General features: G+C 72.6%; 19 protein-coding genes and 1 pseudogene. 13 read left to right on the top strand and 7 right to left on the bottom strand.

Annotation, left to right across the window (positions count from 1 at the left end; translation table 11 throughout):
- Positions 1-2: 2 nt before the first annotated feature.
- The 4 genes from ABZ464_RS08150 to ABZ464_RS08135 all read right to left on the bottom strand — a co-directional run bounded on the left by ABZ464_RS08150 (position 3) and on the right by ABZ464_RS08135 (position 3,395).
- The gene (locus tag ABZ464_RS08150; RefSeq protein WP_359272618.1) at positions 3-617 is read right to left on the bottom strand and encodes an SH3 domain-containing protein; all 615 of its coding nucleotides are present in this window, start codon (positions 615-617) and stop codon (positions 3-5) included.
- Positions 618-699: 82 nt separating this feature from the next.
- Positions 700-1,965, bottom strand: a complete 1,266-nt coding sequence (locus ABZ464_RS08145; protein WP_359272616.1) for an ATP-binding protein — start codon at positions 1,963-1,965, stop codon at positions 700-702.
- Positions 1,962-2,690, bottom strand: a complete 729-nt coding sequence (locus tag ABZ464_RS08140) for a hypothetical protein (RefSeq protein WP_359273002.1) — start codon at positions 2,688-2,690, stop codon at positions 1,962-1,964. The genes ABZ464_RS08145 and ABZ464_RS08140 overlap by 4 nt, the downstream gene beginning before the upstream one ends.
- A gap of 195 nt (positions 2,691-2,885) precedes the next feature.
- On the bottom strand, positions 2,886-3,395 hold the full coding sequence (locus tag ABZ464_RS08135; RefSeq protein ID WP_359272613.1) for a dual specificity protein phosphatase family protein: 510 nt from the start codon (positions 3,393-3,395) through the stop codon (positions 2,886-2,888).
- Positions 3,396-3,521: 126 nt separating this feature from the next.
- Between ABZ464_RS08135 and ABZ464_RS08130 the strand changes: the two genes are divergently transcribed.
- The 3 genes and pseudogenes from ABZ464_RS08130 to ABZ464_RS08120 form a co-directional block, all read left to right on the top strand.
- On the top strand, positions 3,522-4,325 hold the full coding sequence (locus ABZ464_RS08130) for a nuclease-related domain-containing protein (RefSeq protein WP_359272611.1): 804 nt from the start codon (positions 3,522-3,524) through the stop codon (positions 4,323-4,325).
- A 50-nt stretch (positions 4,326-4,375) separates the two neighbouring features.
- Complete coding sequence (locus ABZ464_RS08125) at positions 4,376-4,639, top strand: CopG family transcriptional regulator (RefSeq protein ID WP_359272608.1); 264 nt, start codon at positions 4,376-4,378, stop codon at positions 4,637-4,639.
- A 27-nt stretch (positions 4,640-4,666) separates the two neighbouring features.
- Positions 4,667-4,927: pseudogene (locus ABZ464_RS08120) on the top strand (DNA-binding protein); the annotation flags it as partial.
- Between the two features lie 25 nt (positions 4,928-4,952).
- Here ABZ464_RS08120 and ligD read toward each other — a convergent pair.
- Complete coding sequence (ligD, locus tag ABZ464_RS08115; RefSeq protein WP_359272605.1) at positions 4,953-5,843, bottom strand: non-homologous end-joining DNA ligase; 891 nt, start codon at positions 5,841-5,843, stop codon at positions 4,953-4,955.
- Between the two features lie 61 nt (positions 5,844-5,904).
- On the opposite strand from ligD, the gene ABZ464_RS08110 reads away from it, so the two are divergent.
- Both ABZ464_RS08110 and ABZ464_RS08105 read left to right on the top strand, forming a co-directional pair.
- Positions 5,905-6,957: a Ku protein gene (locus tag ABZ464_RS08110; RefSeq protein ID WP_359272602.1), complete on the top strand. Its 1,053-nt coding sequence runs from the start codon at positions 5,905-5,907 to the stop codon at positions 6,955-6,957.
- A 108-nt stretch (positions 6,958-7,065) separates the two neighbouring features.
- Complete coding sequence (locus tag ABZ464_RS08105) at positions 7,066-8,610, top strand: hypothetical protein (RefSeq protein WP_359272599.1); 1,545 nt, start codon at positions 7,066-7,068, stop codon at positions 8,608-8,610.
- 185 nt (positions 8,611-8,795) lie between these two features.
- Here ABZ464_RS08105 and ABZ464_RS08100 read toward each other — a convergent pair whose 3' ends face one another.
- Complete coding sequence (locus ABZ464_RS08100; protein WP_359272596.1) at positions 8,796-10,136, bottom strand: acyltransferase; 1,341 nt, start codon at positions 10,134-10,136, stop codon at positions 8,796-8,798.
- 177 nt (positions 10,137-10,313) lie between these two features.
- On the opposite strand from ABZ464_RS08100, the gene ABZ464_RS08095 reads away from it, so the two are divergent.
- The 6 genes from ABZ464_RS08095 to ABZ464_RS08070 all read left to right on the top strand — a co-directional run bounded on the left by ABZ464_RS08095 (position 10,314) and on the right by ABZ464_RS08070 (position 18,401).
- Positions 10,314-11,168: a helix-turn-helix transcriptional regulator gene (locus tag ABZ464_RS08095; protein WP_359272594.1), complete on the top strand. Its 855-nt coding sequence runs from the start codon at positions 10,314-10,316 to the stop codon at positions 11,166-11,168.
- Positions 11,165-11,359 carry a DUF397 domain-containing protein gene (locus tag ABZ464_RS08090; protein ID WP_359272591.1) on the top strand — a complete coding sequence of 65 codons (195 nt, stop codon included), beginning with the start codon at positions 11,165-11,167 and terminating at the stop codon, positions 11,357-11,359. The genes ABZ464_RS08095 and ABZ464_RS08090 overlap by 4 nt, the downstream gene beginning before the upstream one ends.
- A 231-nt stretch (positions 11,360-11,590) precedes the next feature.
- Entirely contained in the window at positions 11,591-12,760 is a 1,170-nt protein-coding gene (locus tag ABZ464_RS08085; protein WP_359272999.1) for an MFS transporter, read from the top strand.
- Between the two features lie 66 nt (positions 12,761-12,826).
- Positions 12,827-14,584, top strand: a complete 1,758-nt coding sequence (locus ABZ464_RS08080; protein ID WP_359272588.1) for a beta-galactosidase — start codon at positions 12,827-12,829, stop codon at positions 14,582-14,584.
- Between the two features lie 28 nt (positions 14,585-14,612).
- A complete protein-coding gene (locus tag ABZ464_RS08075; RefSeq protein ID WP_359272585.1) occupies positions 14,613-17,204 on the top strand; it encodes a beta-galactosidase in 2,592 nt (863 codons plus the stop codon).
- A gap of 126 nt (positions 17,205-17,330) precedes the next feature.
- Positions 17,331-18,401, top strand: a complete 1,071-nt coding sequence (locus ABZ464_RS08070) for a LacI family DNA-binding transcriptional regulator (RefSeq protein WP_359272582.1) — start codon at positions 17,331-17,333, stop codon at positions 18,399-18,401.
- A gap of 16 nt (positions 18,402-18,417) precedes the next feature.
- On the opposite strand, the gene ABZ464_RS08065 is transcribed toward ABZ464_RS08070, so the two are convergent.
- Positions 18,418-19,152, bottom strand: coding sequence for a DUF4232 domain-containing protein (locus ABZ464_RS08065; RefSeq protein WP_359272996.1), 735 nt, complete (start codon positions 19,150-19,152; stop codon positions 18,418-18,420).
- A gap of 174 nt (positions 19,153-19,326) precedes the next feature.
- On the opposite strand from ABZ464_RS08065, the gene ABZ464_RS08060 reads away from it, so the two are divergent.
- The gene (locus tag ABZ464_RS08060) at positions 19,327-21,138 is read left to right on the top strand and encodes an alkaline phosphatase D family protein (protein ID WP_359272579.1); all 1,812 of its coding nucleotides are present in this window, start codon (positions 19,327-19,329) and stop codon (positions 21,136-21,138) included.
- 16 nt (positions 21,139-21,154) lie between these two features.
- Positions 21,155-22,825 carry a VCBS repeat-containing protein gene (locus ABZ464_RS08055; RefSeq protein WP_359272577.1) on the top strand — a complete coding sequence of 557 codons (1,671 nt, stop codon included), beginning with the start codon at positions 21,155-21,157 and terminating at the stop codon, positions 22,823-22,825.
- Positions 22,826-22,829: the final 4 nt, after the last annotated feature.

Below are 22,829 nucleotides of genomic sequence, written 5' to 3'. Positions count from 1 at the left end.
TGTCAGCACCAGCGCGGCGCCTCGCCGATGTTGTCGATGTAGCGGGCCGCGCCCCAGGCCCAGGTGCCGTCGGTGAGGAGGTACCAGAGGGGGTTGCCGTCGACGTTCTGGCCGGGGGTCTTGCAGAAGATCGACACGATCTCACCGCGGTGGACGGACCGGATCACCTGGCTGGCCCGGGTGGGCCGGCTGCGCAGGAGCAGGGTGTTCGCGGTGACACGACCGCGGAACAGACGCTGGGTGTCGTGGTGGCTGTTCTGGTCCCAGCCGCCGTCACCGCCTTGGCCGCCGCCTTGGTTCCAGCCGCCGTCACCGCCGTCGCCGCCTTGGCCGCCGCCTTGGTTCTGCCAGCTGTTGCCATTGGAATTGCCGTTGCCGTTGGAGTTGCCGTTCCAGCTGTTGCCATTGCTGTTGCCGTTGCCGCCGGTGTTCCAGCCGCCGTCCCCGTCACCGCCCCCGCCCTGGCCCTCCTCGTCCCAGGCGCTGGAGCCGGGGTCGCCGCCGGAGCCGTTCCAGTCGTCGTCGGCGGTGGCGGGGGTGACGACGGCCGCGGTGACCAGTGCGCCGACGGCGGTCGCCAGGGCGAGGCGGGTGAGGGCGGAGCGGCGCATGGACATGGCGATACCTCCATGAAGAGGGTGAAACCGGCTCAGAAGCTGACTTGACGCCAGATTAGGAGCGGCCCGCGCGTGTCGCCCGTCACGCTGCGCCATCGGGGAGGTTCGTCGCCTGAGACAGCGTCAGCGTGGCCACGGCCCCTCCCTCCGGCGCGTTGGCGAAGGCCAGCGCGGCCCCCAGCACCTCCGCCTGGCCGACCGCGATGGTCAGCCCGAGTCCGTGCCCCTTCGCCCCGCCCTCCGTACGGAACCGCTGCGGCCCGTGCGCGACGAGGTACTCCGGATAGCCGTCCCCGTGATCCCGTACGGTGACCACCGGCCCGTCCACCGTGAGGACGACGGGCGCCCGCCCGTGCCGGTGCGCGTTGGCCACCAGGTTGCCGAGCACCCGTTCGAGGCGCCGCCGGTCGGTCTCGACCCGTGCGTCCCGTACGACCCTGAACTCCGTGTCGGCTCCCGACGCCCGTACGACCCGACGGGCCAGCGCGCCCAGCTCCTCGCTGTCCAGTTCCAGCCGCTCCCGCCCGGTGTCGAGCCGGGAGATCTCGAGCAGGTCCTCGGTGAGCGTGCGCAGCGCGGCGACCCGGTCGCGCACCAGCTCCGTCGGCCGGCCCGGCGGCAGCAGCTCGGCCGCCGCGTGCAGCCCGGTCAGCGGGGTGCGCAGCTCATGGGCGACGTCGGCGGTGAAGCGCTGCTCGATCAGCAGCTTGCTCTGCAGGGTGGCCGCCATGGTGTCGAGCGCGACGGCGACCGCGCCCACCTCGTCCTGCGGCCGTCCGCGCTGCTTGGCCCGGGGGTCGTCCACCCGCGCGTCCAGATCGCCGGCGCTGATCCGCCGGGCCACCCGCGCGGTGGTGTGCAGCCGTCGGGTCACCCGGGTCACCGCGAACGCGCCCACGAGGAGCGTGGCGCCGATGGCCAGCCCCGCGGACCACAGGATCGCGGAGTCGAGCGCCTCGATGGTGCGGGCGCTCTGCGCGTAGTCGACCCGTACGGCGAGGGCCCGTTTGCCGTCGGCCGGTCCGGCCGCCCACATCGTGGGGCGCCCGTCGGTGTCGGCGACCATCGTGCCGCGCTCCCCGGCCAGCGCCAGCGTGCGCAGCGAGGTGGGCAGCCCCGGCGGGTCGACGTCCGCGCCCCAGCCGAGGCTGTCCCCGGCCTCGAACGCCGTCGTCGCGTCCTCCAGCCGGGACAGCGCGAGGTCTCGGGCCTGGCCGACGGTCTGGTTCGTCACCGACACATGCACGAGGACGCCGAGCAGGGCGGCGAGCGCACAGCACATCACCGTGATGAACACGGCGGCCTTCAGCGCGAGCGTGCCGGCCCACCGGGGGAGCGCGAGCCTCATCGGCCGCTCACCGAGGCGGAGGGGGTGGTGCTGGGGGAGGCGGAGGCGGAGGGGTGCGGGGTGGGGGATCTCCTGGGATTGCCGGTGCGCAGCATCTCGTCGTGGGTGAGCAGCATGGCGTGCTGCTGCTGGTCCCAGGTCCACTGCAGGCGGTACTCGTACCCGGCGACCTCCGAGGGGGCCCGGATGATCACCGCGCGGCCGGCCAGTTCGACGCCGGTCACCGCGTCCTCGTAGGCCATGACCTGGACGAGCCGGTGGCCGCGGACGGTGTACACGCGGACGGCGGTGAGGTTGCCGGGGAGCTGCCGGATGCCGAGCGTCATGTCGTCGCGCCCGTCGCCGGTCAGATCGCGGTAGTACGCCTTGAGGACGGGGCACGCGCGCCCGGCCGTGCCGCTCTTCCCGCAGTCGCTCATCCGCCGGGCGGTCTCCTCGTACGCCCCCGGGCCGTAGTCGCCCGGGTGGGCGGCGATCTCCGCGCGGACGACGGCGACCGGGTCCACCTCGTGGATGTCCCCGCCGGGTACGGTGACGCCCTTCACCACCTCGGTCTCCACCTCGCCGATCTCGAAGGCGGGGCTGGCGGCGGGGGTCAGATCGGGCCAGAGCCGGTCCGGGCTGATCGCGGTCGGTGTGGCGCCCGCGCCCTGCAGCCCGCCCGCGTCACCGCAGGCCGCGGTCGCCGAGGCCAGCAGGGCGGCTGCGGCCACGGCGAGGGCGATGCGGGTGGGGCGGCTGAGCGGCACGGGACTCCTGAGGTGCATGGCGATGCGAGGCCCCGTACACCTTATTCGTAGGGAAGTCCTTTTTGCGTACCGCCTGGTACGCCGGGTGGTGTACCGGGTGGCGCCACCCGGTACCGGGTGGTACCGGGTGGTATCAGGGCCTGTGGGCGGAGAGGAAACGATTGTGCATGGTCATTCAGCCAGCTCCTCCAGCAGCCTGGCCGTCGGCAGTCCCGCCCGCAGGTACTCCACGAACAGCTCGTTGTGCAGGGCCCACGGCGAGCGCCGCGACCGTATCAGCCGGATCGCCTCGTCGGCCGGGTGGCCCCGCCGCATCAGCGTATGGGCGACGACCAGCCCCGACCGGTTGTACCCGCTGTAACACCGCACCAGGACGCTTCGCCCCTGCTCCAGGGCCTCGCCGGCGGCCTGCGCCAGCCGGATCACGCCCGCGAGCTGGGTGCCGTCCAGCGGCCCGTCCGGGATCGCCCACACATGATGGACCACCCCCGGGTCGGGTCCGTGCCCGGACCGGGCCCGGGTCAGCGTCTGGACGAGATCGAACTCGTCCCGCACCACGGCGAGGGCCGGCTGCCCGGCGGGCCCCCGGTACTCGTGGCACCCCATCCACAGCCCCGGCACGATCTCGTCCCACGGACGGTCCGGAGCCGGTACGTCGGGTTGCTTCCTGCGGGTCCGCAACGGCGCCTCCCCACGCGCGCTCCCTGAGAGCCTGAGCCCTATGACCTGCCCAACTCCTCTCCAAGGTAACCGCCTTCTTGCCCTCGCAGCACCCCGCCTGTTCCCATGGTCATGGGGTGATGACGCATGACCGGACTACGCGTCGTACCGACCTGGCGGCATGGCCAGGAGCGGCTCTACGTCTGTCTCACCGACGGCAGGAACATCGCCTGGTACGACCGTGAGGCGGCCCGGGTCAATCTGCTGGCCGACGACCGCCGAGAGGACGTCCTGGAGGCCCTCGGCCCCTTCCTGACCGGCTCGGTCACCATCGGCCCACCCCCGGTGCCCACCCCCGCCGAACTGGCCCGCCTCGCCCTCCACCCGGACGACGACCTCGCCCCCAACCGCCCCGGCGAGGCCCTCCTGGTCGCCCTGGACCGCGACCCGGCCCCCGCACACCGCCTACGGCCCGACCCGCGCCGTCACGCCCTGACCGCCGAGCAGACCGTCGGCGAGGCCCTGGACCGCCTGGACGGCGCCGGCTGGCACACCCTGCACTCGATCCCCCTCCCCGGCGGCGACCGCCTCCACCACCTGGCGATCGGCCCCGCCGGCCTCTTCCTGATCCACTCCCTCTACGCCCGCAAGCAACGCGTCCGCATCTCCGACCCCCACATCACCCTGGGCCGCCGCGACCCCGACCCCCTCCTGCGCCGCCTGCGCGCCGACGCCGCCCGCGCCTCCCACGCCCTCACCGCCGAGGTCCACTCCGTCCTGGCCCTGGTGGCCCCCACGGAGGTCACCTTCGCCACGGCCCCCCGCGAGGTCCGCGTCCTCACGGCCCCCGAGATCGAGAACTTCACCCGCCTCGGCGGAGTCCTGAAACCGGCGGACGTGGAGGCACTCCACGCGATGGCCCGCGACCGCAACACCTGGACCCACCTCTGACACCGCCGGCCCACCCCGCCGGTGGGAGGATCCGCAATAGGATGCGTGGCATGAACGAGCCCACCGGCAAGTACTCGATCACCATGCCGCGGGACATCGCCGAAGCCGCCACAGCCCGCGGCGGTTCCTCCGGGCTGTCCGCCTACGTCCCCGCAGCCGTCGCCCGTCAGATCGAGCGGGACAAGCTCAACGAACTCATCGCGGTCGCGGAGGCCGAACACGGCCCGATCGCCGACGAGGAGATCCAGGGCCTGCGCGACCGGCTTCACCAAGCCCGGGAGCCACAGTCCCAGGGCGGGGCGAACGCCGAGTGACCCGATCCCCCGAGGGTGCCCCTCGCGGAAGTGATCCATCCACGGATCGATAGCCCGGCCCTGGAAAGGACCCTCTCCCGGCTCGTCGTCGAACCGGTCACCGAACCCGTCGCCCGGCACGCCGCCACCCTCCTCGCCGACGCGGGCCTGCACGGCCACGAGTACGCCATCGACGCCATGCCCGACGCCACAGCCCTCGCCGCCCCCGGCCCGGCCACGGTCCTCACCTCGGACCCCGAGGATCTGACAGCCCTGTGCGGCTCGCGCATCACCGTCATCGAAGTCTGACCCCGCTGCCCTCCGTTCAGCCAGGTCAGGGCACCCTGCCCGCGTGACCGGGGTCGAGCACCGGCGCCAACAGGTCCCCCCACTCCCGCACCCGCTCCACCACCTCCCCCGCCCCCAGCGCCACCCGCTCGGCCTCCCCCGACTCCACGACCTCCGCCACCTCCTCCCAGCGCACCGGCGCCGACACCAACGGCACCTCCCGCGCCCGCAAGGTGTACGCCGCGGCCGTCGTCTTGCGGGCCGCGTTCTGACTCCAGTCCACGAACACCTTCCCCGGCCGCAGACTCCGCGTCATCCGGTGCAGCACCAGTGAAGGCATCGCCCGCTCCGCCTCCACCGCCAGCCTCTTCGCGTACTCCGTCACCCGCTCCGACGACGCCCCCCGCACCGCCGCCACCAGATGCAAGCCCTTCGACCCGGACGTCTTCGCGTACGCCTCGATCCCGTCCTCCGCGAGCCGCTCCCGCAGCCACAGCGCGACCTCACAGCACTCCACCACCCCCGCCGGCGCCCCCGGATCGAGGTCGAAGACCAGTCGGTCGGCCTGCTCGGGATCCTGGATCACCCACTGGGGCGTATGGAACTCGGTCACCAGGTTCGCCGCCCACACCAGGCTCGCCAGATCCTGTACGACCACCATCCGAGCCGGCCCCTCCGACCGCGGCACCTCGGCCGTGGTCACCCACTCGGGCGTCCCCGGCGGCACGTTCTTGGCGAAGAACACCTGCCCGCCCGGCCCGTCCGGATACCGCAGGAAGGACAACGCCCGGTCCCGCAGATGGGGGAGCAGGACCTCGGCGACCGAGACGTAGTAGTGCAGCACCTCGCCCTTGGTGAACCCGGTCGCCGGATACAGCACCTTCTCCAGATTGCTGAGAGCGAGCCTCCGCCCCTCCACCTCTGTGATCGGCGTCATACGATGAGAATCACATGAAACCGCCATATAACGCGCCATGTGCGTCAGGAGGCCGCTGCCCGTGCGATCCATCTGGAACGGCGCCATCTCCTTCGGCCTCGTCAGCATCCCGATCAAGCTGGTGAACGCCACCGAGAGCCACTCGATCTCCTTCCGCCAGATCCACACCGAGGACGGCGGCCGCATCCGCTACCGCAAGGTCTGCGAAGTGGACGACCGCGAGGTGAGCGCCGCGGAGATCGGCAAGGGCTACGAGGACGCGGACGGCACGATCATCCCGATCACCGACGAGGACCTGTCCCACCTCCCCCTCCCCACCGCGAAGACGATCGAGATCGTGGCCTTCGTCCCGGGCGAGCGGATCGACCCCCTCCAGATGGACGCGGCGTACTACCTCCAGGCCGGCGGCGCCCCCGCCGCGAAGCCGTACACCCTCCTGCGGGAAGCCCTGAAACGCAGCAACAAGGTGGCGATCGCCAAGTACGCCCTGCGCGGCCGCGAACGCCTCGGCATGCTCCGCGTGGTCGGCGACGCGATCGCCATGCACGGCCTGCTCTGGCCGGACGAGGTCCGCGCCCCCGAGGGCGTCGCCCCCGACACCGACGTCACCGTCCGCGACAAGGAACTCGACCTCGCGGACGCCCTGATGGACACCCTCGGCGAGGTCGACCTCGACGATCTGCACGACGAGTACCGCGAGGCCGTGGAGGAGGTCATCGCGGCGAAGGCGGCCGGCGAGACACCCCCCGAGGCCCCCTCCGCACCGTCCGGCGGCAAGGTCCTGGACCTGATGGCGGCCCTGGAGAAGAGCGTGCGCGCCGCCCAGGAGTCGCGCGGCGAGGAGCCCCCGGCCAAGGCCGAACTCAGATCCCTCCCACGCCCCAAGCAGCCGGCCGGAAAGAAGTCCACGTCCACGGCCGGGAAGACGACGGAGCCCTCCGCACGGAAGTCGACGGCCAGGACGGCGAAGACGGCGAAGACCGCCAAGTCGGCCCAGACCACGAAGAAGACCACGTCGACGACGAAGAGCACGGCGAAGAAGGCCACCACGAAGAAGGCGGCGGCCAAGAAGACCCCGGCGAAGAAGACGGCATCCCGCAAACGCACAGCCTGATCCCGCCACCACCCGCCGACCACCTGGAAAACACCCTCACTTGACATCCCGCCCCGCCCACCCCGAGCCTCTCGACGTCATGAACTGACGGCACCCGAGAGGTGGTTGATGGCGCAGGCCCGCTTCGACCGAAGAGTCCGCACCCTGGTCGAGGTCCGCGGCGGCCCCGACGACCGGGCGGAGGCCGAGCAGCGCTTCCAGGCGCACGGCTGGCCGGTGCGCGGCTCCTCACCGGCCGGGCAGGACCCGTACGGCACCGGCCTGGACCCGGATCCCGAGGCCCGCGTCTACGACGTCGAGGTACGGCTGTTCGGCATGGCCAGGGACTGCGAACGCGGCGCCGCCGCCCGGGTGCGCAAGACGCTGCGCGGCGCCGGCCTGGAGGCGTACGTACGTCTCGCCGAGCCCATCCGGCGCGACCGCGAGATGTTCACGCAGTGGCGGATCACCGACGACACCGCCCGGCACTCCGCCCCGCCCCACTCCTGGCGCCGCCGCACCGCCCGGCTGCTCACGCGGTGGGGCCGCCACGACGCCGGCGGTGTCGTGTCCGGCCGGCCGGGAGAGGCCCTGCGGATCACCCGTGCGCACACGCCCGGAGTCCCACGAGCCGGCATCCGGCCGCTCGACGGACGCTGGCGGGTCCCGGCGAGCTATTGGCCGGAGGAGGAGACGGAACGCAGGCTGACCCATGTCGTGGCCTGGTCCCTGCTCACCGCGGCCACCCTCGTCTTCGCGCACGGCAGGACCGGCTCAGCCCGTTGGCTCTGGATCACCGCGGCGCTGCTCGGCACGGTGGGCGTGGTGGCGGCGGGCGCGCGCCTGGTCAGGTCGGGCCGCGGGCACGGCATCGTGGTCGCCGTGGGGCTGTGCGCCTTCCTCTCCGCGCTCGGCCTCGGCCTCTTCGACGGCGTCGGTGACGGGGACGGTGACGGCGGAGGATGGACCCGTGGCCAAGTGGTCATGACCGCGCTGGTCGGCGGGGTGGTGACGGGCCTCTGGCTGCTCGTACGGCAGTGGACCTGGGGCGAGTGGGCGGCCTGGGCGGTCCCCCTGGTCGTGACGCTGGCCCTGTCCTCCTTCCTCGCCGCGGGATCGGTGCTGCACGCGCTCTACGCCGACGGACTGTCCTTCACACCGGGCGACTTCGAGGTGCCCGCGATCTGGCAGGTACTGGCGGCGCTCAAGCTCCTCACCCTGCTCAGCCCCGTCCTGGCCGTACCCGCCTGGTGGGGCATCGCCCGCCACCGCCATCACTTCTACGCGATGCCGGCCGAGCGGATGAACGTCGTCCTGAACGTCTGCGTCTTCCTCCTCGTGCTGATCGGCGGTGCCGTGCTGGCCCTGCAGTCGGCCCGGACCGCGGTGGACAGGACCGTCCTGGCCGCGGAGCGCCACGAGACGCCGCCCGCCTACTTCGGGGTGGAACCGGAGTGGACCTGCGTCCAGCCGGTCGTCCCGCCGGCCCGGCTCTCGGGCGAGGGCCCACCCCTGGACCCGGCCCGCCCCTACCTGTCCTTCGGGGTGTCCGGGGACACCGCCGTCCTGTGGAACCCGGACACCCACGAGCCCCTCACACTCCGCGCGTCCCAGGTCCGCCTGGTACCGGACGACTCCCCGAACGCCCCCTGCCCGACCGACGCCCCGCAGTGAACCCCGGCCCCCCGGCCTTCCGGCCTTCCGGCCTTCCGGCCTTCCGGCCTTCCGGCCTTCCGGCCTTCCGGCCTTCCGGCCTTCCGGCCTTCCGGCCTTCCGGCCTTCCGGCCCCCCGGACCCCGGAACCCCGGAACCCCGGACCCCCGGACCCCCGAGCCCCCGAGCCCCCGAACCCCCGGACCTCACGCGGCCTCCTCCAAGGCACCCCCCACCGTCACCGTCCCGCGCGCACCCGCCCTCCCCGGAAAGAGCACCAGCCCCGTCCCCACCGCCAGCCCCACCGCCGCGGCGAGCGGAAAACGGCCGCCGTAGGCGAAGCCGTGCCCGGCGAAGTACGTCAACGCCCAGACACTGACCCCGATCCCGGCCCACAGCCGCCCCGCGGCCACTCCCCGGAGCCCGGCCTCGGGCCGCACCCGCGCGCCCAGCACCGCCAGCCCCCGCTCCAGCGGCCGCAGCGCGGCCAGGACGCACCCCAGAACACCCCCGAGCACCAGCAGCCACGGCACCCGCAGCCCCCACCACCCCATCGAGCCGTACGCCGGCTGGGGCGCGAGGTCGGTCAGATAGAAGGCACCGGCGACCACCAGCACCGGCAGCATGTGCCACAGATACAGCGTCATACTTGCGGCCCCCAGCCCCCGCACGGCCCGCCACACCGTCCCCCGCTTCAACACCCGCCGCACGCCCGGCGCGACGAGGAGAGCCACCCCGACCTGCGCCACGGCCCACGCCAGCATGGCCACGGAGGGCGGGTTGGTGTTGCTGGGGTCCTGCCCGGTCACCAGGATCAGACTGACGGGAAACGACCCGAGCCCGACGAGAAGCGCGAACCCGGCCCCGCCGCCCACGGCCATGACCGCCGGAACCGCCCGTCCCCCGCCCAGCAGTCCGTCCCGCCAGCAGAAGCCGAGCTGGTAGACGACACCCCACACGAGCAGATAGTTGACCGCGCCCAGCGCACCCACGGCCTCCGCGTACCGGCCGTCGACCGTCGCGACCAGCGTGCCGACCCCGAGACCGGCCGCCCCCATCGCCACCGGGACCCGCATCCCCCAGCGCCGGTGCAGCGCGTACAGCGCCGGGGTCAGTCCGCTGAGCAGCAGATACACCGGCAGGAACCAGAACTGCATCGCCATCGCCCACCCCACCAGGGCGAGCGTGGCCGGATCCACGCCGAGCGCCACGCAGACCGCGACGGCGGCCAGCGCCAGTCCGCTGTACACGGCCACCGGCAGCAGCAGCCGTACCGCCCGGCCGCCCACCCACCCCGCGGCCGTCGCCCCGTCCGCCCGGGCCCGCTCCCACGACCCGCTCGCCGCGTACCCGCCGGCGAGGAAGAACAGCGGCATGATCTGGAAGCCCAGCGTCAGCCACTGCGTCCAGGGGACGGTCGCCAGTAGCTCCGGTGCGGTGATCTCCCCGTCCGGGTGCCGGACCAGCCCCGTGATCACCCAGTGCCCCACCACGACGAGCGTGATCGCCCATGCCCGCAGAAAGTCGACGTATCGGTCCCGGTCCATGCCGGCATGCTTCCGCCCGTCCAACTCCCGCACACCGAAAGCCCCTTGTCGCAACCAACCCGTGCCCGGCTCTTCACCCCGGGGTGAGGATTTCCGACTCCGTGTCACGGAGAGTGTTCGAGTGGTTCTAGTCTGTATCCGGCATGGGGATCCTTCGGGCGGAATGTGGGGTCGCGGATGACGGTGTCCGAGCAGGAGGCCTACGACGAGGTCGAGCAGTTCAACGACCTGAACCGGGCCGTCGGCAAGCAGTTGAGACTGCTCCGGGAGCGGGCGGGACTCATACAGCGGGACGTGGGGGACCGGATCGGGTACGGCCCGGATCTGATCTCCGCGCTGGAGCGGGGCGTACGGACCCCACAACGGGAGTTCCTGGAAGCGGCGGACGAACTCCTCGACGCCGGTGGGTTGTTGCGGGCGCTGATCGAGGACGTGGAGCGGGCCAAGGAGAAGGCGCGGGTCCGCCATCCGGCGTGGTTCAAGGACTACGCCCGGCTGGAGAAGAGTGCGGTTGAGATCAACGACTACAGCTGCCATGACATCCCCGGGCTGTTCCAGACGGCCCGCCGTATCCGGGCGCTGTACGAGATGCGGAGGCCGTTGCTGGATGAGGAGACGATCGAGCACCGGGTGACATCGCGGTTGGCGAGGCAGGAGATCTTGACCCAATGGCCCCCGACCATGATCAGCGCGGTCATCGACGAGTCCGTACTGCGGCGTCCCCTCGGCGGGTTGGAGATCCATCAGGACCAGCTGCATCAGCTGATCCAACTCGCGGCCCTGCGCAATGTGGAGTTGCAGGTGATGCCGATGGACCGGACCGAGCATGCCGGGATGGGCGGCGCCTTCATCCTGCTGACTCCCAAAGGGAAAAGGCAGGTCGGCTACACGGAGGCGCAGGACTCCGCGCACCTGACAACGGACCCCGAGGAGGTACGTATCCTGGCCGCACGGTACGGAAGCATCAGGGCGCAGGCGCTCACCATGCAGGAGTCCCTCGACCTGATCAAGAGCATGCTGGGAGAACGATGAGCACTTCGGAACCCGCACGTCTCGCTTGGTGCAAGAGCAGCTACAGCGGCAACGAGGGCGGAGCCTGTCTGGAAGCCGCCCATACCCCCGGCGTCATCCACATCCGTGACTCCAAGGCCCCCGCCCGCGCCCGGCTGGCCTTCCCCGTCGCGGAGTGGGTCGCCTTCGTCGGGTACGTGACGCACGCCTGACCGTACGGCCCGACCCTCTCGATGGGCCGCGGCCCCGGCCACCGCCGGGGTCGCGGCCCATCGGCGTCCCGCCCCCCGTACGACCTTCCGCAGGGCATCTTGACGCCATCGATGTTACCGGTAACATCGACGAACGTCGGCGTCTCACACCCCTGCCCACACCGCCGTGGGCCGTCCGCCCATGGAGCCCGCGTGACCGACCAGCCCACGCGGCAACGGCTTACCCCGCCGGTGCCGGGACCGCCGGACATCCCCGTCTTCCGCACCGCCGCCATCGCGGCCGCCTGTGCCGCCTTCGCCCTGATGGGCGCGCTCCAGGCCTTCTACGGCCCCGCCATCCCGGCCCTGCGCGAGGAGTTCGGCCTCTCGCCCTCCGCCACGGGGCTGGCCCTGAGCGCCCACTTCGTCGGGGGAGTCGCGGGAGTCCTCCTCTTCGACCGGTTGTACGGCCGTATCGGCAACCGGCGGCTGCTCGGCGCCTCGTACCTGCTGATGGCGAGCGGCGCGGCGGGCTTCGCGCTCGCGCCGGACTGGGCCACGGCCCTTGCCGCCGCCCTGCTCGGCGGCCTCGGCTCCGGCGGGGTCGACTACGGCCTCAACCAGCTCTTCGCCGTCGGCTTCGGCAACCGTTCCACCGCGATGCTCAACATCCTCAACGCCCACTTCGGCATCGGCGCGATCCTCGGCCCCGCCCTGATCGGCGCGGTCGGCGCCGACCGCTACCCGGCCGTCTTCCTCGCCTTCGCCCTCGTCACGCTGCCCCTGCTGCTGTGCCTGCGCGGCGTACGCGACCACGTCCCGCCGCGCCTCGGTGACACCCCCGACGCACCCGCCCCCGCCCGCCGCGCCCTGCGCTCCGTCCTGGCCGTCTTCGTCGCCCTCTACGTCCTGCACGTCGGCATCGAAGCCGGCGTCGGCGGCTGGGAGCCCACCCACCTGGAGACCGTCGGCTACGGCGCCGGCCTCGCCGCCACCGCCACCTCCGTGTACTGGCTGATGATGACGGCCGGGCGCTTCCTCGCCGCCCCGCTCGCCCTGCGCTTCTCCGCCCAGGCGATCATCACGGTCTCCTGCGCGGGGATGACGGTCTGCCTGCTGCTGGCCGCCGTACCGGACCTCGCGCCGTACGCCTACGCGGGCGTCGGCCTCTTCATCGCGCCGATCTTCCCGACCGGCCTGCCCTGGCTCCACCGGGCCGCGCCCCACGCCCGCCGCGCCGGCGCCCTGGTCATCGCCGCCTCCCTGGCGGGCGGTGTCGCCGCGGGCCCCTCGCTCGGCAAGGTCATCGAGTGGTCGGGCGTCCGCGCCGTACCACTGCTGCTCGCCGCGGTGTCGGCCGTGTGTCTCGCCGCGACGCTGTGGCTGGCCCGCGCCACCCGTGCGACCCGCACCTCCCCCTGACCGCCCGCCACCACGTCACCTCCGTATCGGCATCCGCATCGACATCCGTACCGAAGGGGAACCCTCATGCCCGCCCTGACCACCACCACCGACGGCTTCCTCCTCCACGGCGCCCCGTTCCGCATCCTCTCCGGCGCCCTCCACTACTTCCGCGTCCACCCCGACCAATGGCCCGACCGCCTGCGCAAAGCCCGCCTCATGGGCCTGAACACGGTGGAGACCTACCTCCCCTGGAACCTCCACGAACCCACCCCCGGCACCCTCGACCTCGACGGCCTCCTCGACCTCCCCCGTTTCCTGCGCCTCGCCCAGCAGGAGGGCCTCCACGTCCTCCTCCGACCCGGCCCCTTCATCTGCGCCGAGTGGGACGGCGGCGGCCTCCCCTTCTGGCTGACCTCCGACCCCGACATCCGCCTGCGCACCAGCGACCCCCGCTTCACCGACGCCTTCGACCGCTACCTCGACCTGCTCCTCCCCGCCCTCCTGCCGTACATGGCCGCGTCGGGCGGCCCGGTCATCGCCGTACAGGTGGAGAACGAATACGGCGCGTACGGCGACGACACCGCCTACCTCAAGCACGTGGAGAGCAGCCTCCGCTCCCGCGGCGTCGAGGAACTCCTCTTCACCTGCGACCAGACCGACGGCGACCACCTCACCCGCGGCACCCTGCCCGGCGTCCTCGCCACCGGCACCTTCGGCAGCCGGGTCGACACCTCCCTCGCCCGCCTGCGCGAGCACCAGCCCGAAGGCCCGCTGATGTGCTCGGAGTTCTGGATCGGCTGGTTCGACCACTGGGGCGGCCCGCACCACGGCCGGGACGCCGCGGACGCCGCCGCCGACCTGGACCGCCTCCTCGCCGCGGGCGCCTCCGTCAACATCTACATGTTCCACGGCGGCACCAACTTCGGTTACACCAACGGCGCCAACCACCACCACGCCTACGCGCCCACCATCACCTCGTACGACTACGACGCCCCCCTCACCGAGAGCGGCGACCCGGGCCCGAAGTACCACGCCTTCCGCGAGGTGATCGCCCGTCATGCCGCAGTCCCGGACGAGCCGGTGCCGTCCCCGTCCCCCAAACTGCCCCGCACCGAAGTCGAGTTGACCGACCGGCTTCCCCTCTTCCGGCGGCTCGGCCACGACGGCGTGCACTCCGTCGACCCCGTCACCGCCGACGCACTGGGCCGGCGCGCCGGATACGTCCTCTACCGGACCACCGTGTCCACCACGGGACCCGGCCTGCTCCACTTCGAGGGCGGAGTCGGCGACCGCGCCCAGGTCTTCGTCGACGGCGCCCCCGCCGGCATCCTCGAACGCGAGCGCTACGACGAGACGCTCCCCCTCCACATCCCGCGCCCCGGCGCCCGCCTGGACGTCCTGGTGGAGAACATGGGCCGGGTCAACTACGGCCCCCGGATCGGCGTCCCCAAGGGCCTCCTCGGCCCGGTCACCTTCAACGGCGAGGCCCTGCGGGGCTGGGACTGCCATCCGCTGCCCGTGGACGACGTACCGCCCGCCGACGCCTTCGCCCCGGCGGCCACGCCCACCTCCGCCGAACCCGCCTTCCACCAGGGCACGTTCGAGGTCGGCGAACCCGCCGACACCTTCCTCTCCCTCCCCGGCTGGACCAAGGGCCAGGCCTGGATCAACGGCTTCCACCTGGGCCGCTACTGGAACCGGGGCCCCCAGCACACCCTCTACGTCCCGGCCCCGGTCCTGCGCCCCGGCACCAATGACCTGGTCCTGCTCGAACTCCACGGCACCACCACCCCCACGGCCCACCTCGTGGACACCCCGGACCTGGGCCCGAAGACCCCCTGACGCCGACCCCGACCCCGGAGCCCACCCGATGCCGCACCACCACCTCCAGGTCCCCGCGCCGTCCGCCCCGCCCCTCCGGGGCCACCTCCCCTTCTCCGACGCCCCGTCCGCCCCCGACCCCATCGAGGTGACGAGCCGCTGGCTCACCCGCGCCGGCCGCCCCTGGTTCCCGGTCTCCGGCGAGTTCCACTACTCCCGCCACCCGGCCGCCCACTGGGAGGAGGAGCTCCTCAAGATGAAGGCGGGCGGCGTGACGGCGGTCGCCTCCTACCTCATCTGGATCCATCACGAGGAGACCGAGGGCGAGATCCGCTTCGACGGCGACCGCGACCTCCGCCGGTTCGCCCGCCTCTGCGCCCGCCACGGCCTCGACTTCATCCCCCGCATCGGCCCCTGGTCCCACGCGGAGGTCCGAGGCGGCGGCCTCCCCGACTGGGTCCTGGCCCGCACCACCGCACCCCGCACCGACGACCCGTCGTACCTCACCGCCGTACAACCCTGGTTCGCCGCCATCGCGGCGCAGCTCACCGGCCTGGACCGCGCGTCCGGCGGCCCGATCATCGCCCTCCAGATCGAGAACGAACTGTACGACCGGCCCGGCCACCTGCTGACCCTCAAGCGCATGGCCCGCGAGGCCGGCCTCGACGCACCCCTGTGGACCTCGACCGCCTGGGGCGGAGTCCAGCTCCCCGGCGACGAACTGCTCCCGCTCTACGGCGGCTACCCGGAAACCTTCTGGACCGAGCACGACGGCGGCTGGCCCGACACCTGCCGCAAGCACTTCTTCTTCACCCACCAGCGCGACGACGAGGGCATCGGCGCCGACCTGCGCCCGACGACCGTACGCGGCACCGACCCGGCGGCCCACGCGGACCGATTCCCCTGGGCCACCTGCGAGTTGGGCGGCGGCATGGCGGTCTCCTACCACCGCCGCCCGCGCGTCGACGCCGCCGACATCGGCGCCCTCGGCCTCACCAAGATCGGCTGCGGCTCGGTCTGGCAGGGCTACTACATGTTCCACGGCGGCACGAACCCCCTCGGCCGCCTCACCACCCTCCAGGAGTCCCACGCCACCGCCTACCCCAACGACCTGCCCGTCCTGACGTACGACTTCCAGGCCCCGCTCGGCGAATACGGCCAGTACCGCCCGTCGTACGACGAACTCCGCCTCCAGCACCTGCTGTTGGCCGAGTTCGGCGAACGGATCGCCCCCATGGAGTCCGCGCTGCCCGCCGACGGCCCCGACGGCCAGTACGACAGCGTGACCCTGCGCTGGGCGGTCCGCACCGACGGCCGCGCCTCCGGCTTCCTCTTCGTCACCAACCACCAGCCGCACGAGCCGCTGCCGGACCACGAGAACACCACCTTCACGGTCGCGTTCCCGGGCGCCGAGTCATCCCTCACCCTCCCCAGCACCCCCGTCACCGTCCCCTCCGGAGCCTGCTTCTGCTGGCCCCTGCGCCTGGACGTGGCCGGCCTCCGCCTCGACTGGGCCACGGCCCAGCCGGTCTGCACGGTCGCCGACGACGACGGCCGTACGGTGCTGGTGCTCGCGGCGACGGACGGCATCGCACCCGAACTGGCCCTGGACGCAAGGACGGTGGCGAAGGTGACCGGGCCGGGAACCGTACGGCGGGAAGCCGACCGGATCCTGATCACCGCCCTGTGCCCCGGCACCGACGCCCTCGTGGAGACGGAGACCGCCGACGGCACCCGGGTGGCCCTGCTGATCCTGGACGCGACCACGGCCCGTACGGCCTACAAGGGCCGGGCATGGGGAGCCCCGCGCCTGATCCTGTCCCCGGACGGGGTGGTCTTCGACGAGGAACGGGACGAGGTACGCCTCCACACCCGCCCGGACGTGCGCCTCGCCGGGCGCCCGGACGAGTGGCCTGTCGAGCGTCCGGAGGAGCGGTCTGCCGAGGGGGTGGACGAGTGGCCTGTCGAGCGCCCGGACGAGTGGTCTGCCGACGGGATGGACGAGTGGCCTGGCGAGCGTCCGGACGAGCGGTCTGCCGAGGGGGTGGACGAGTGGCCTGTCGAGCGCCCGGACGAGTGGCCTGCCGAGGGATCGACCCTGGCGGTCCTCCCCGCCCCGCCCCACCCCCCGACGGTCGCCGGGGCCACCCTCAAGGAGACCCAGGACGGCCCCCTGACCCGCTACACCCTCGTCCCGGACCCGGAAACCTGCCGGGCCCCCCTCCCCGAGCCGTGCCTCACCCTCCTCCGTCCGCCGGGCCCGCCGCCCACCCCCGCCACCGGTGTCCTCCACCGCGCGAGCGCCCCGGCCGACGCGCACTACGACGCCGTGGCGGCCGTGTACCGGGTGGACATCCCGGCGGACGTCCCCGGGGGAACCCTGCTGCGCCTGCACTGGACGGGCGACACGGCACGGGCGTACACGCGGGCGGGGCGGCTGGTGGCGGACCAGTTCTGGACGGGGCGCCCCTGGGAGCTGGCCACGGACCTGGTACCGCCCGGCGAACCCGTCCTCCTGAAACTGCTCCCGCCGGCCGCGGGGGCGAAGGTGTACACACCGGTGGAGGCGCCCCCGGGCGTGGCGGAGGTGCGGCGCGCGGAGTGGGTGACGCGCCGTAGGTGGACCCTTCGCCGGACCTGACCCCGGCTCTCGCACCCCGCCCGGCCTATCCTGTGGGTCAGCCGGGCGGGGCAGGCCCGGTGGATCCGCGGTCGGCGCCAGGCCGCCCGCGGAGCAGCCCAGGCCGAAGGAAGCAGAGCACCCACCATGACCGCAGGCGCCGCCGACGGCCCGGCGACCAAGGGACGCAGCCGCCGCAACTTCGCCGGCGCGCGCCCCGTGATGGACGACGTCGCGAAACTCGCCGGCGTCTCCAAGCAGACGGTCTCCCGGGTGCTCAACGACAACCCGGCCGTACGCGCCGAGACCCGCGAGGCGGTCCAGGCGGCGATGCGCACCCTCGGCTACCGCCCGAGCCGCAGCGCCCGCTCCCTGGCCAGCGGCCGTACCCGCATGCTCGGCGTGATCTCCTTCGACGCCGCCCGCTACGGCCCCGCCTCCACCCTCACGGCCATCAACACGGCCGCGCAGGAGGCCGGTTACCTGGTGAGCTCGATCGCCCTGGACACGGCCGACAAGGACACCGTCGTCCGCGCGGCGGACCGGCTCTCCGCCGAGGGCGCGGACGGCGTGATCGCGATCGCCCCCCAGCTCTGGGTCGCCCGGGCCCTCGCCGAGGCCCATCTGGACACCCCCTTGGTGGTCATGGACAACGACCTGGGCGACGGCACCCCCATGGTCACCTCCGACGCCCGCACCGGCGCCCGCAAGGCCACCGAGCACCTCCTGTCCCTCGGCCACCCCACCGTCCGGCATGTGGCGGGCCCGACCGGCTGGACCTCGGCCGACCGCCGCGCCGACAGCTGGCGGGACACCCTGAAGGCGGCCGGCGCCGAGATCCACGCCCCGCTCATCGGCGACTGGAGCGCCGACTCCGGCTACGACCTGGGCCGCGAACTCGCCAAGGACCCGTCCGTCACCGCGATCTTCGCCTCGAACGACCAGATGGCCCTCGGCGTCCTGCGCGCCCTGCACGAGGCCGGCCGCCGCGTCCCCGGGGACATCAGTCTCGTCGGCTACGACGACATCCCCGAGGCCGCGCACTTCCTGCCCCCGCTGACCACCATTCGTACGGACTTCACGGACATCGGCACCATCTCGCTGCGCATCCTGCTGGACCGCATCGACGCCTCCTCCGGCCCGGAGACACCGGTTCCGCCCCTGACCCTGATCCCCGTGGAACTGCGCGTCCGCGACAGCACGCGCCGGGCCGGCTGACCGTCGGCGAACGCCCTCACCCCGAGGGCGCGAACGCGCGCACCCGCACGCCGGTGTCGCAGATGCGCACCGCCTTCTTCGTCCCGTCCGAGGTGGTGAACGCCGGGGTGAGCGGCCGCGATTCGCCGGGCGGGACCACATCCAGCCCGGTGACGGCGTCGCACTCGTCGAGGCTGGTGAAGGTGACCGCGGCGACGGCTGAATCACCGGGCCCGAGGGCGACCTTCGCGGCCTCGCCGGCCGACCCGGCCCAGTCCACCGGCAGTTCGGTCCGCCCGGTCCCGCCCTCGAAGAGCAGCGACGGGAAGCCGCGTACCGTACAGGAATCGTCACCCTTGTTGGTGAGCACGACGGAGGCCCGGCCCGCCCCGGTGCTGCGGGCCACGGCCGTCAGGTTCTGCGTACGGCAGTGGTCCGCGGCGGGACTGGGCAGGGAATCGGCGCCGTAGAGCACGCCGGCGGACGGGGTGGAAGCGTCGCTGCCGTCACGGGTCTCGCCACCCGCGCCGGAAACTGTGCCGGCGTCCGTGCCCGTGCCCGTGTCTGAGTCTGCGTCTGAGTCTGAGTCTGCGTCCGAGGTTGCGGCCGAGGTTGCGGCCGGGTTCGCGTCCGAAGCCTTCGCGCCGGACCCGCTCCTCGGAACGTACCCGGCCTCGGACGCCGAGGAGGAGCCGGCACCGGACGCCGAGTCGGGGCCGGACGAGCAGCCCGCCACCCCCACGAGAAGCAGGACGGCGGCGGCGTAACTCATGGGTCGGCGCATGTCTCCTGCTGGTTCGTCGAACGGACAGACGGATGGATTACGGCCCCAGGGCCACCCGCTGCGAGGGTATTGCATAGAATCCACGGCGATCACGTTCACCGGCGCTGCGCAGCGCGCCGCCTTTGGGGGAAAGGCACACGGGTGCAGTCGAGCGACCATTCCATGCCCGCGAGCGGACCCGACGGCATACGTCGGCGGAGGTTCCTGGGCGCCGGAGCCGTCACGCTGGGAGCCGCGGGGGCCGCGGCCGCCGGACAGTTGCTGCCGGGCAGCGCCTCGGCCTCGGTGAGCGGGGCGACCGCCGCGGCCGGCGCGGGCGCGGAGGTGAGCGGCACGGTCTTCAAGCTGGGCGTCGCCTCCGGAGACCCCCTGCCCACCGCGATCGTGCTGTGGACGAGGGTGGTGCCCGCGACCCAGGGCAGCTCCGGCATCCTGCCCCCGTCCGTGGCCGTGACCTGGGAACTCGCCTCGGACAGCGGCTTCACCACCATCGTCAGGAGCGGTACGGCGACGGCGAGCAGCAGCCTCGGCCACAGCGTCCACGTGGACGTCACGGGCCTGACGCCGGCCACCGACTACTGGTACCGGTTCAAGGCGCTGGACCGTACCTCCATCACCGGCCGCACCCGCACCGCGCCCGCCGCCGGCAGCACCCCCGAGAACATGCGGATCGCGCTCGCCTCCTGCCAGAACTGGCAGCACGGCTACTTCACCGCCTACCGGGACATGCGCGAACAGAAGCCGGACCTGGTGCTGTTCGTCGGCGACTACATCTACGAGAGCTCCGCGTACTCGTACCGCGTACGCCGCCACGAGGGCACCGGACAGCCCGTCACCCTCGCCCAGTACCGCGCCCGCCACGAGCAGTACAACACCGACCCGGACCTCCAGGCGATGCGCGCCGCCGCCCCGTTCGTCGTCGTCTTCGACGACCACGAGGTGGAGCAGGACTGGGCGGGTGACGTGGCGAACGACCCGGTGGCCTGGCCCACCGCCAAGTTCCTGGCCCGCCGCGCCGCCGCCTTCCAGGCCTTCTACGAGCACATGCCGATCCGGACCGCGCAGAAGCCCAGCGGCCCGGACGTCCAGATGTACCGCTCCCTCGACTTCGGCACCCTGGCCCGGCTGCACGTCCTGGACACCCGGCAGTACCGCGACGACCAGGCGACCACCGACGCCGACGCCCTGAAGGACGGCCGCGTCATCATGGGCGACACCCAGCGGAACTGGCTGGTGAACAGCATGACCACCTCCGGCGCACGCTGGAACCTGGTCGCCTCCCAGGTGATGATGGCCGAGACCGACTTCCTCGCCGGGGTCGGCAAGGACTGGTCGTACGACGCCTGGGACGGCTACCAGAAGGAACGCGCCGCCCTGCTCGCCGAGTTCCAGGACATCCGCAACCCGGTCGTCCTGTCCGGCGACCGCCACCGCACCATCGTCAGCGACCTCAAGCTGGACTTCGACGACGCGGACTCGGCCGTGGTCGGCGCGGAGTTCGTCGGGACGTCCATCTCCAGCAGCGGCGACGAGGACCTGGTGGCGTTCGCCGCCGAGTGGGCGCCCAAGCTGGCGGACAACCCGCACTGGAAGATGATCGACGCCCGGCGCGGCTATCTCCTCTTCGACATCACCGCCGACGGCATCGACGCCCGGCTGCGGACGGTCTCCACGGTGCTCACGAAGAACGGCACGACCACGACGGCCGCGACCTTCCGGGTGGAGGACGGCGTACCGGGCGTGTACCAGGTCGGGGTCGAGCGGGAGACGACGACGGCGAGCGCCGAGCAGTCGCCCTCCCCGCAGGAGAGCGCGACGACGGCCCCGGAGGAGACACCGACCGGGACGGACGAGCCGACGGACGACGCGACGCCGACCGTCTCCACGACACCCTCTGCGACAGCCGCCACGAGCGAAGCGACCGCGGGAACGTCCGCCGACGCGTCTGCCGCCGCCCCCTCCACCACCCCCTGACCCTCCGGGAGAGAACGTGTTCACCACCCGATCCCGGCAGCGAGAAGAAGGCACCGGCCGCACCGGCCGCCGCCGCCCCCGCACCACTCCCACGAAGGCATGGGCGCTGGCCGGCACGGTGGCCGTGCTGGCGGCGGGCGTCTTCGTCCTGTCGCCCGGCGACGCGGGCGCGATCGCCCCGGCGCGCGGCGACTTCGACGGCGACGGTACGTCCGACCTGGTCTACCGCAATGTGGCGGGCCAGCTGTACGTCAACACCGGCGCGGCCGAGACGATGGCCCTGGACACGGACGTCGCCAAGGTCAAGGACGTGCTGACCCCGGGCGACCTCGACTCGGACGGCGTCCAGGACGTGCTGACGCTGAGCCCGGCCGGAGTGCTCTTCTTCCACTCGGGCGTCTACGCCCGCAACCCCGGCGGCCTGGGCTCGTACCGTACGGTCGCGTCCGGCTGGCAGATCTACAACAAGGTCGTCGCCCCCGGGGACCTGAACGGCGACGGCAGGGCCGACCTGCTGGCCCGCACCCCGGCCGGCACCCTCTACTTCTACCCGGGCAAGGGCACCGGCGCCTTCGGCAGCCGCGTGACGGTCGGCACCGGCTGGCAGCAGTACGACGAGCTGATCGGCGCCGGCGACCTCACCGGCGACGGCATCGGCGACCTCCTGGCCCGCACCCCGGGCGGGGTCCTCTACCGCTACACGGGCAAGAAGGGCGGCACCTTCAACGCCCGGGTCAAGGACCCGAAGACCGACTGGGCGTCGTACGGCCAGATCATCGGCGGCGGCGACTGGGACGGCAACGGCAAGACGGACCTGCTGGCCCGGGACTTCTCCGGCCAGTTGTGGTTCTACGCCGGCAACGGCAAGGGCACCTTCGGCACCAAGTCGGCCCGCAGCAAGGGCTGGGGCAAGGTGACGCAGTTCGCGGGGGCGGGCAACAACCCGCACTACGGCAAGTACGGCACCCTGGCCCGTACCTCGGCGGGAGCGGTCTACAGCTACCAGGTGACCGGCACCGGCAGCCTCACCAGCAAACTCCTGGTCGGCACGTCCTGGCCGTCCTCCACCACCCGCCTGGCCTACGCCCCCTCCCTCCGCCAGAACGGCCTGGCCGACCTGGTCGTCCAGTCCATCAGCACGGGCAAACTGACCAACCCGGCGTACTACGCCCTCTCCGACCCCACCCTCGCCACGGGCTCCACCTCCTACAACCGGATCGTGGGCCCCGGCGATGTGACGGGCGACGGCAAGGGCGATCTGCTGGCCTTCACCACCACCGGCACCCTCTACCTCTACCCGGGCGACGGCACCGGCACCTCGGTCGCCTCCCGCGTCAAAATCAGCTCGGGATGGCAGAGCTACAACACACTGATCGGCGCGGGCGACGTCACCGGCGACGGCCGCCCCGACCTCCTGGCCCGCGACTCCGCCGGCACCGTGTGGCGCTACAACGGCACCGGCACGGCCGCCACCCCCTTCTCCTCCCGCACGAAGATGAGCGCGGGCTGGCAGACCTACAAGAAACTCTTCTCCCCGGGCGACGCCAACGGCGACGGCAAACCCGACCTCATGGCCACCACCTCCACCGGCGCCCTGTACTTCTACGCGGGCACGGGCACGGGAGGCTTCAAGGCACGGGTGAGCAAGGCGAGCAGCGGGTGGAGCAGTTGGGCGGACCTGCTCTGAGGCG

The sequence above is a fragment of the Streptomyces sp. NPDC005820 genome, from assembly GCF_040630255.1.
Taxonomy (GTDB): domain Bacteria; phylum Actinomycetota; class Actinomycetes; order Streptomycetales; family Streptomycetaceae; genus Streptomyces.
Note: the sequence above shows the minus strand (reverse complement) of the source record. Positions and strands in the feature narration are given on the sequence as shown.

What these genes read in the sequence shown, in the direction of transcription:
- ABZ464_RS08100 (WP_359272596.1), bottom strand. Translation starts at nt 10,136, where the DNA reads ATGGACCGGGACCGATACGTCGACTTTCTGCGGGCATGGGCGATCACG.
- ligD (WP_359272605.1), bottom strand. Translation starts at nt 5,843, where the DNA reads ATGACGCCGATCACAGAGGTGGAGGGGCGGAGGCTCGCTCTCAGCAAT.
- ABZ464_RS08075 (WP_359272585.1), top strand. Translation starts at nt 14,613, where the DNA reads ATGCCGCACCACCACCTCCAGGTCCCCGCGCCGTCCGCCCCGCCCCTC.
- ABZ464_RS08070 (WP_359272582.1), top strand. Translation starts at nt 17,331, where the DNA reads ATGACCGCAGGCGCCGCCGACGGCCCGGCGACCAAGGGACGCAGCCGC.
- ABZ464_RS08150 (WP_359272618.1), bottom strand. Translation starts at nt 617, where the DNA reads ATGTCCATGCGCCGCTCCGCCCTCACCCGCCTCGCCCTGGCGACCGCC.
- ABZ464_RS08060 (WP_359272579.1), top strand. Translation starts at nt 19,327, where the DNA reads ATGCCCGCGAGCGGACCCGACGGCATACGTCGGCGGAGGTTCCTGGGC.
- ABZ464_RS08080 (WP_359272588.1), top strand. Translation starts at nt 12,827, where the DNA reads ATGCCCGCCCTGACCACCACCACCGACGGCTTCCTCCTCCACGGCGCC.
- ABZ464_RS08125 (WP_359272608.1), top strand. Translation starts at nt 4,376, where the DNA reads ATGAACGAGCCCACCGGCAAGTACTCGATCACCATGCCGCGGGACATC.
- ABZ464_RS08130 (WP_359272611.1), top strand. Translation starts at nt 3,522, where the DNA reads ATGACCGGACTACGCGTCGTACCGACCTGGCGGCATGGCCAGGAGCGG.
- ABZ464_RS08095 (WP_359272594.1), top strand. Translation starts at nt 10,314, where the DNA reads ATGACGGTGTCCGAGCAGGAGGCCTACGACGAGGTCGAGCAGTTCAAC.
- ABZ464_RS08090 (WP_359272591.1), top strand. Translation starts at nt 11,165, where the DNA reads ATGAGCACTTCGGAACCCGCACGTCTCGCTTGGTGCAAGAGCAGCTAC.
- ABZ464_RS08065 (WP_359272996.1), bottom strand. Translation starts at nt 19,152, where the DNA reads ATGAGTTACGCCGCCGCCGTCCTGCTTCTCGTGGGGGTGGCGGGCTGC.
- ABZ464_RS08145 (WP_359272616.1), bottom strand. Translation starts at nt 1,965, where the DNA reads ATGAGGCTCGCGCTCCCCCGGTGGGCCGGCACGCTCGCGCTGAAGGCC.
- ABZ464_RS08105 (WP_359272599.1), top strand. Translation starts at nt 7,066, where the DNA reads ATGGCGCAGGCCCGCTTCGACCGAAGAGTCCGCACCCTGGTCGAGGTC.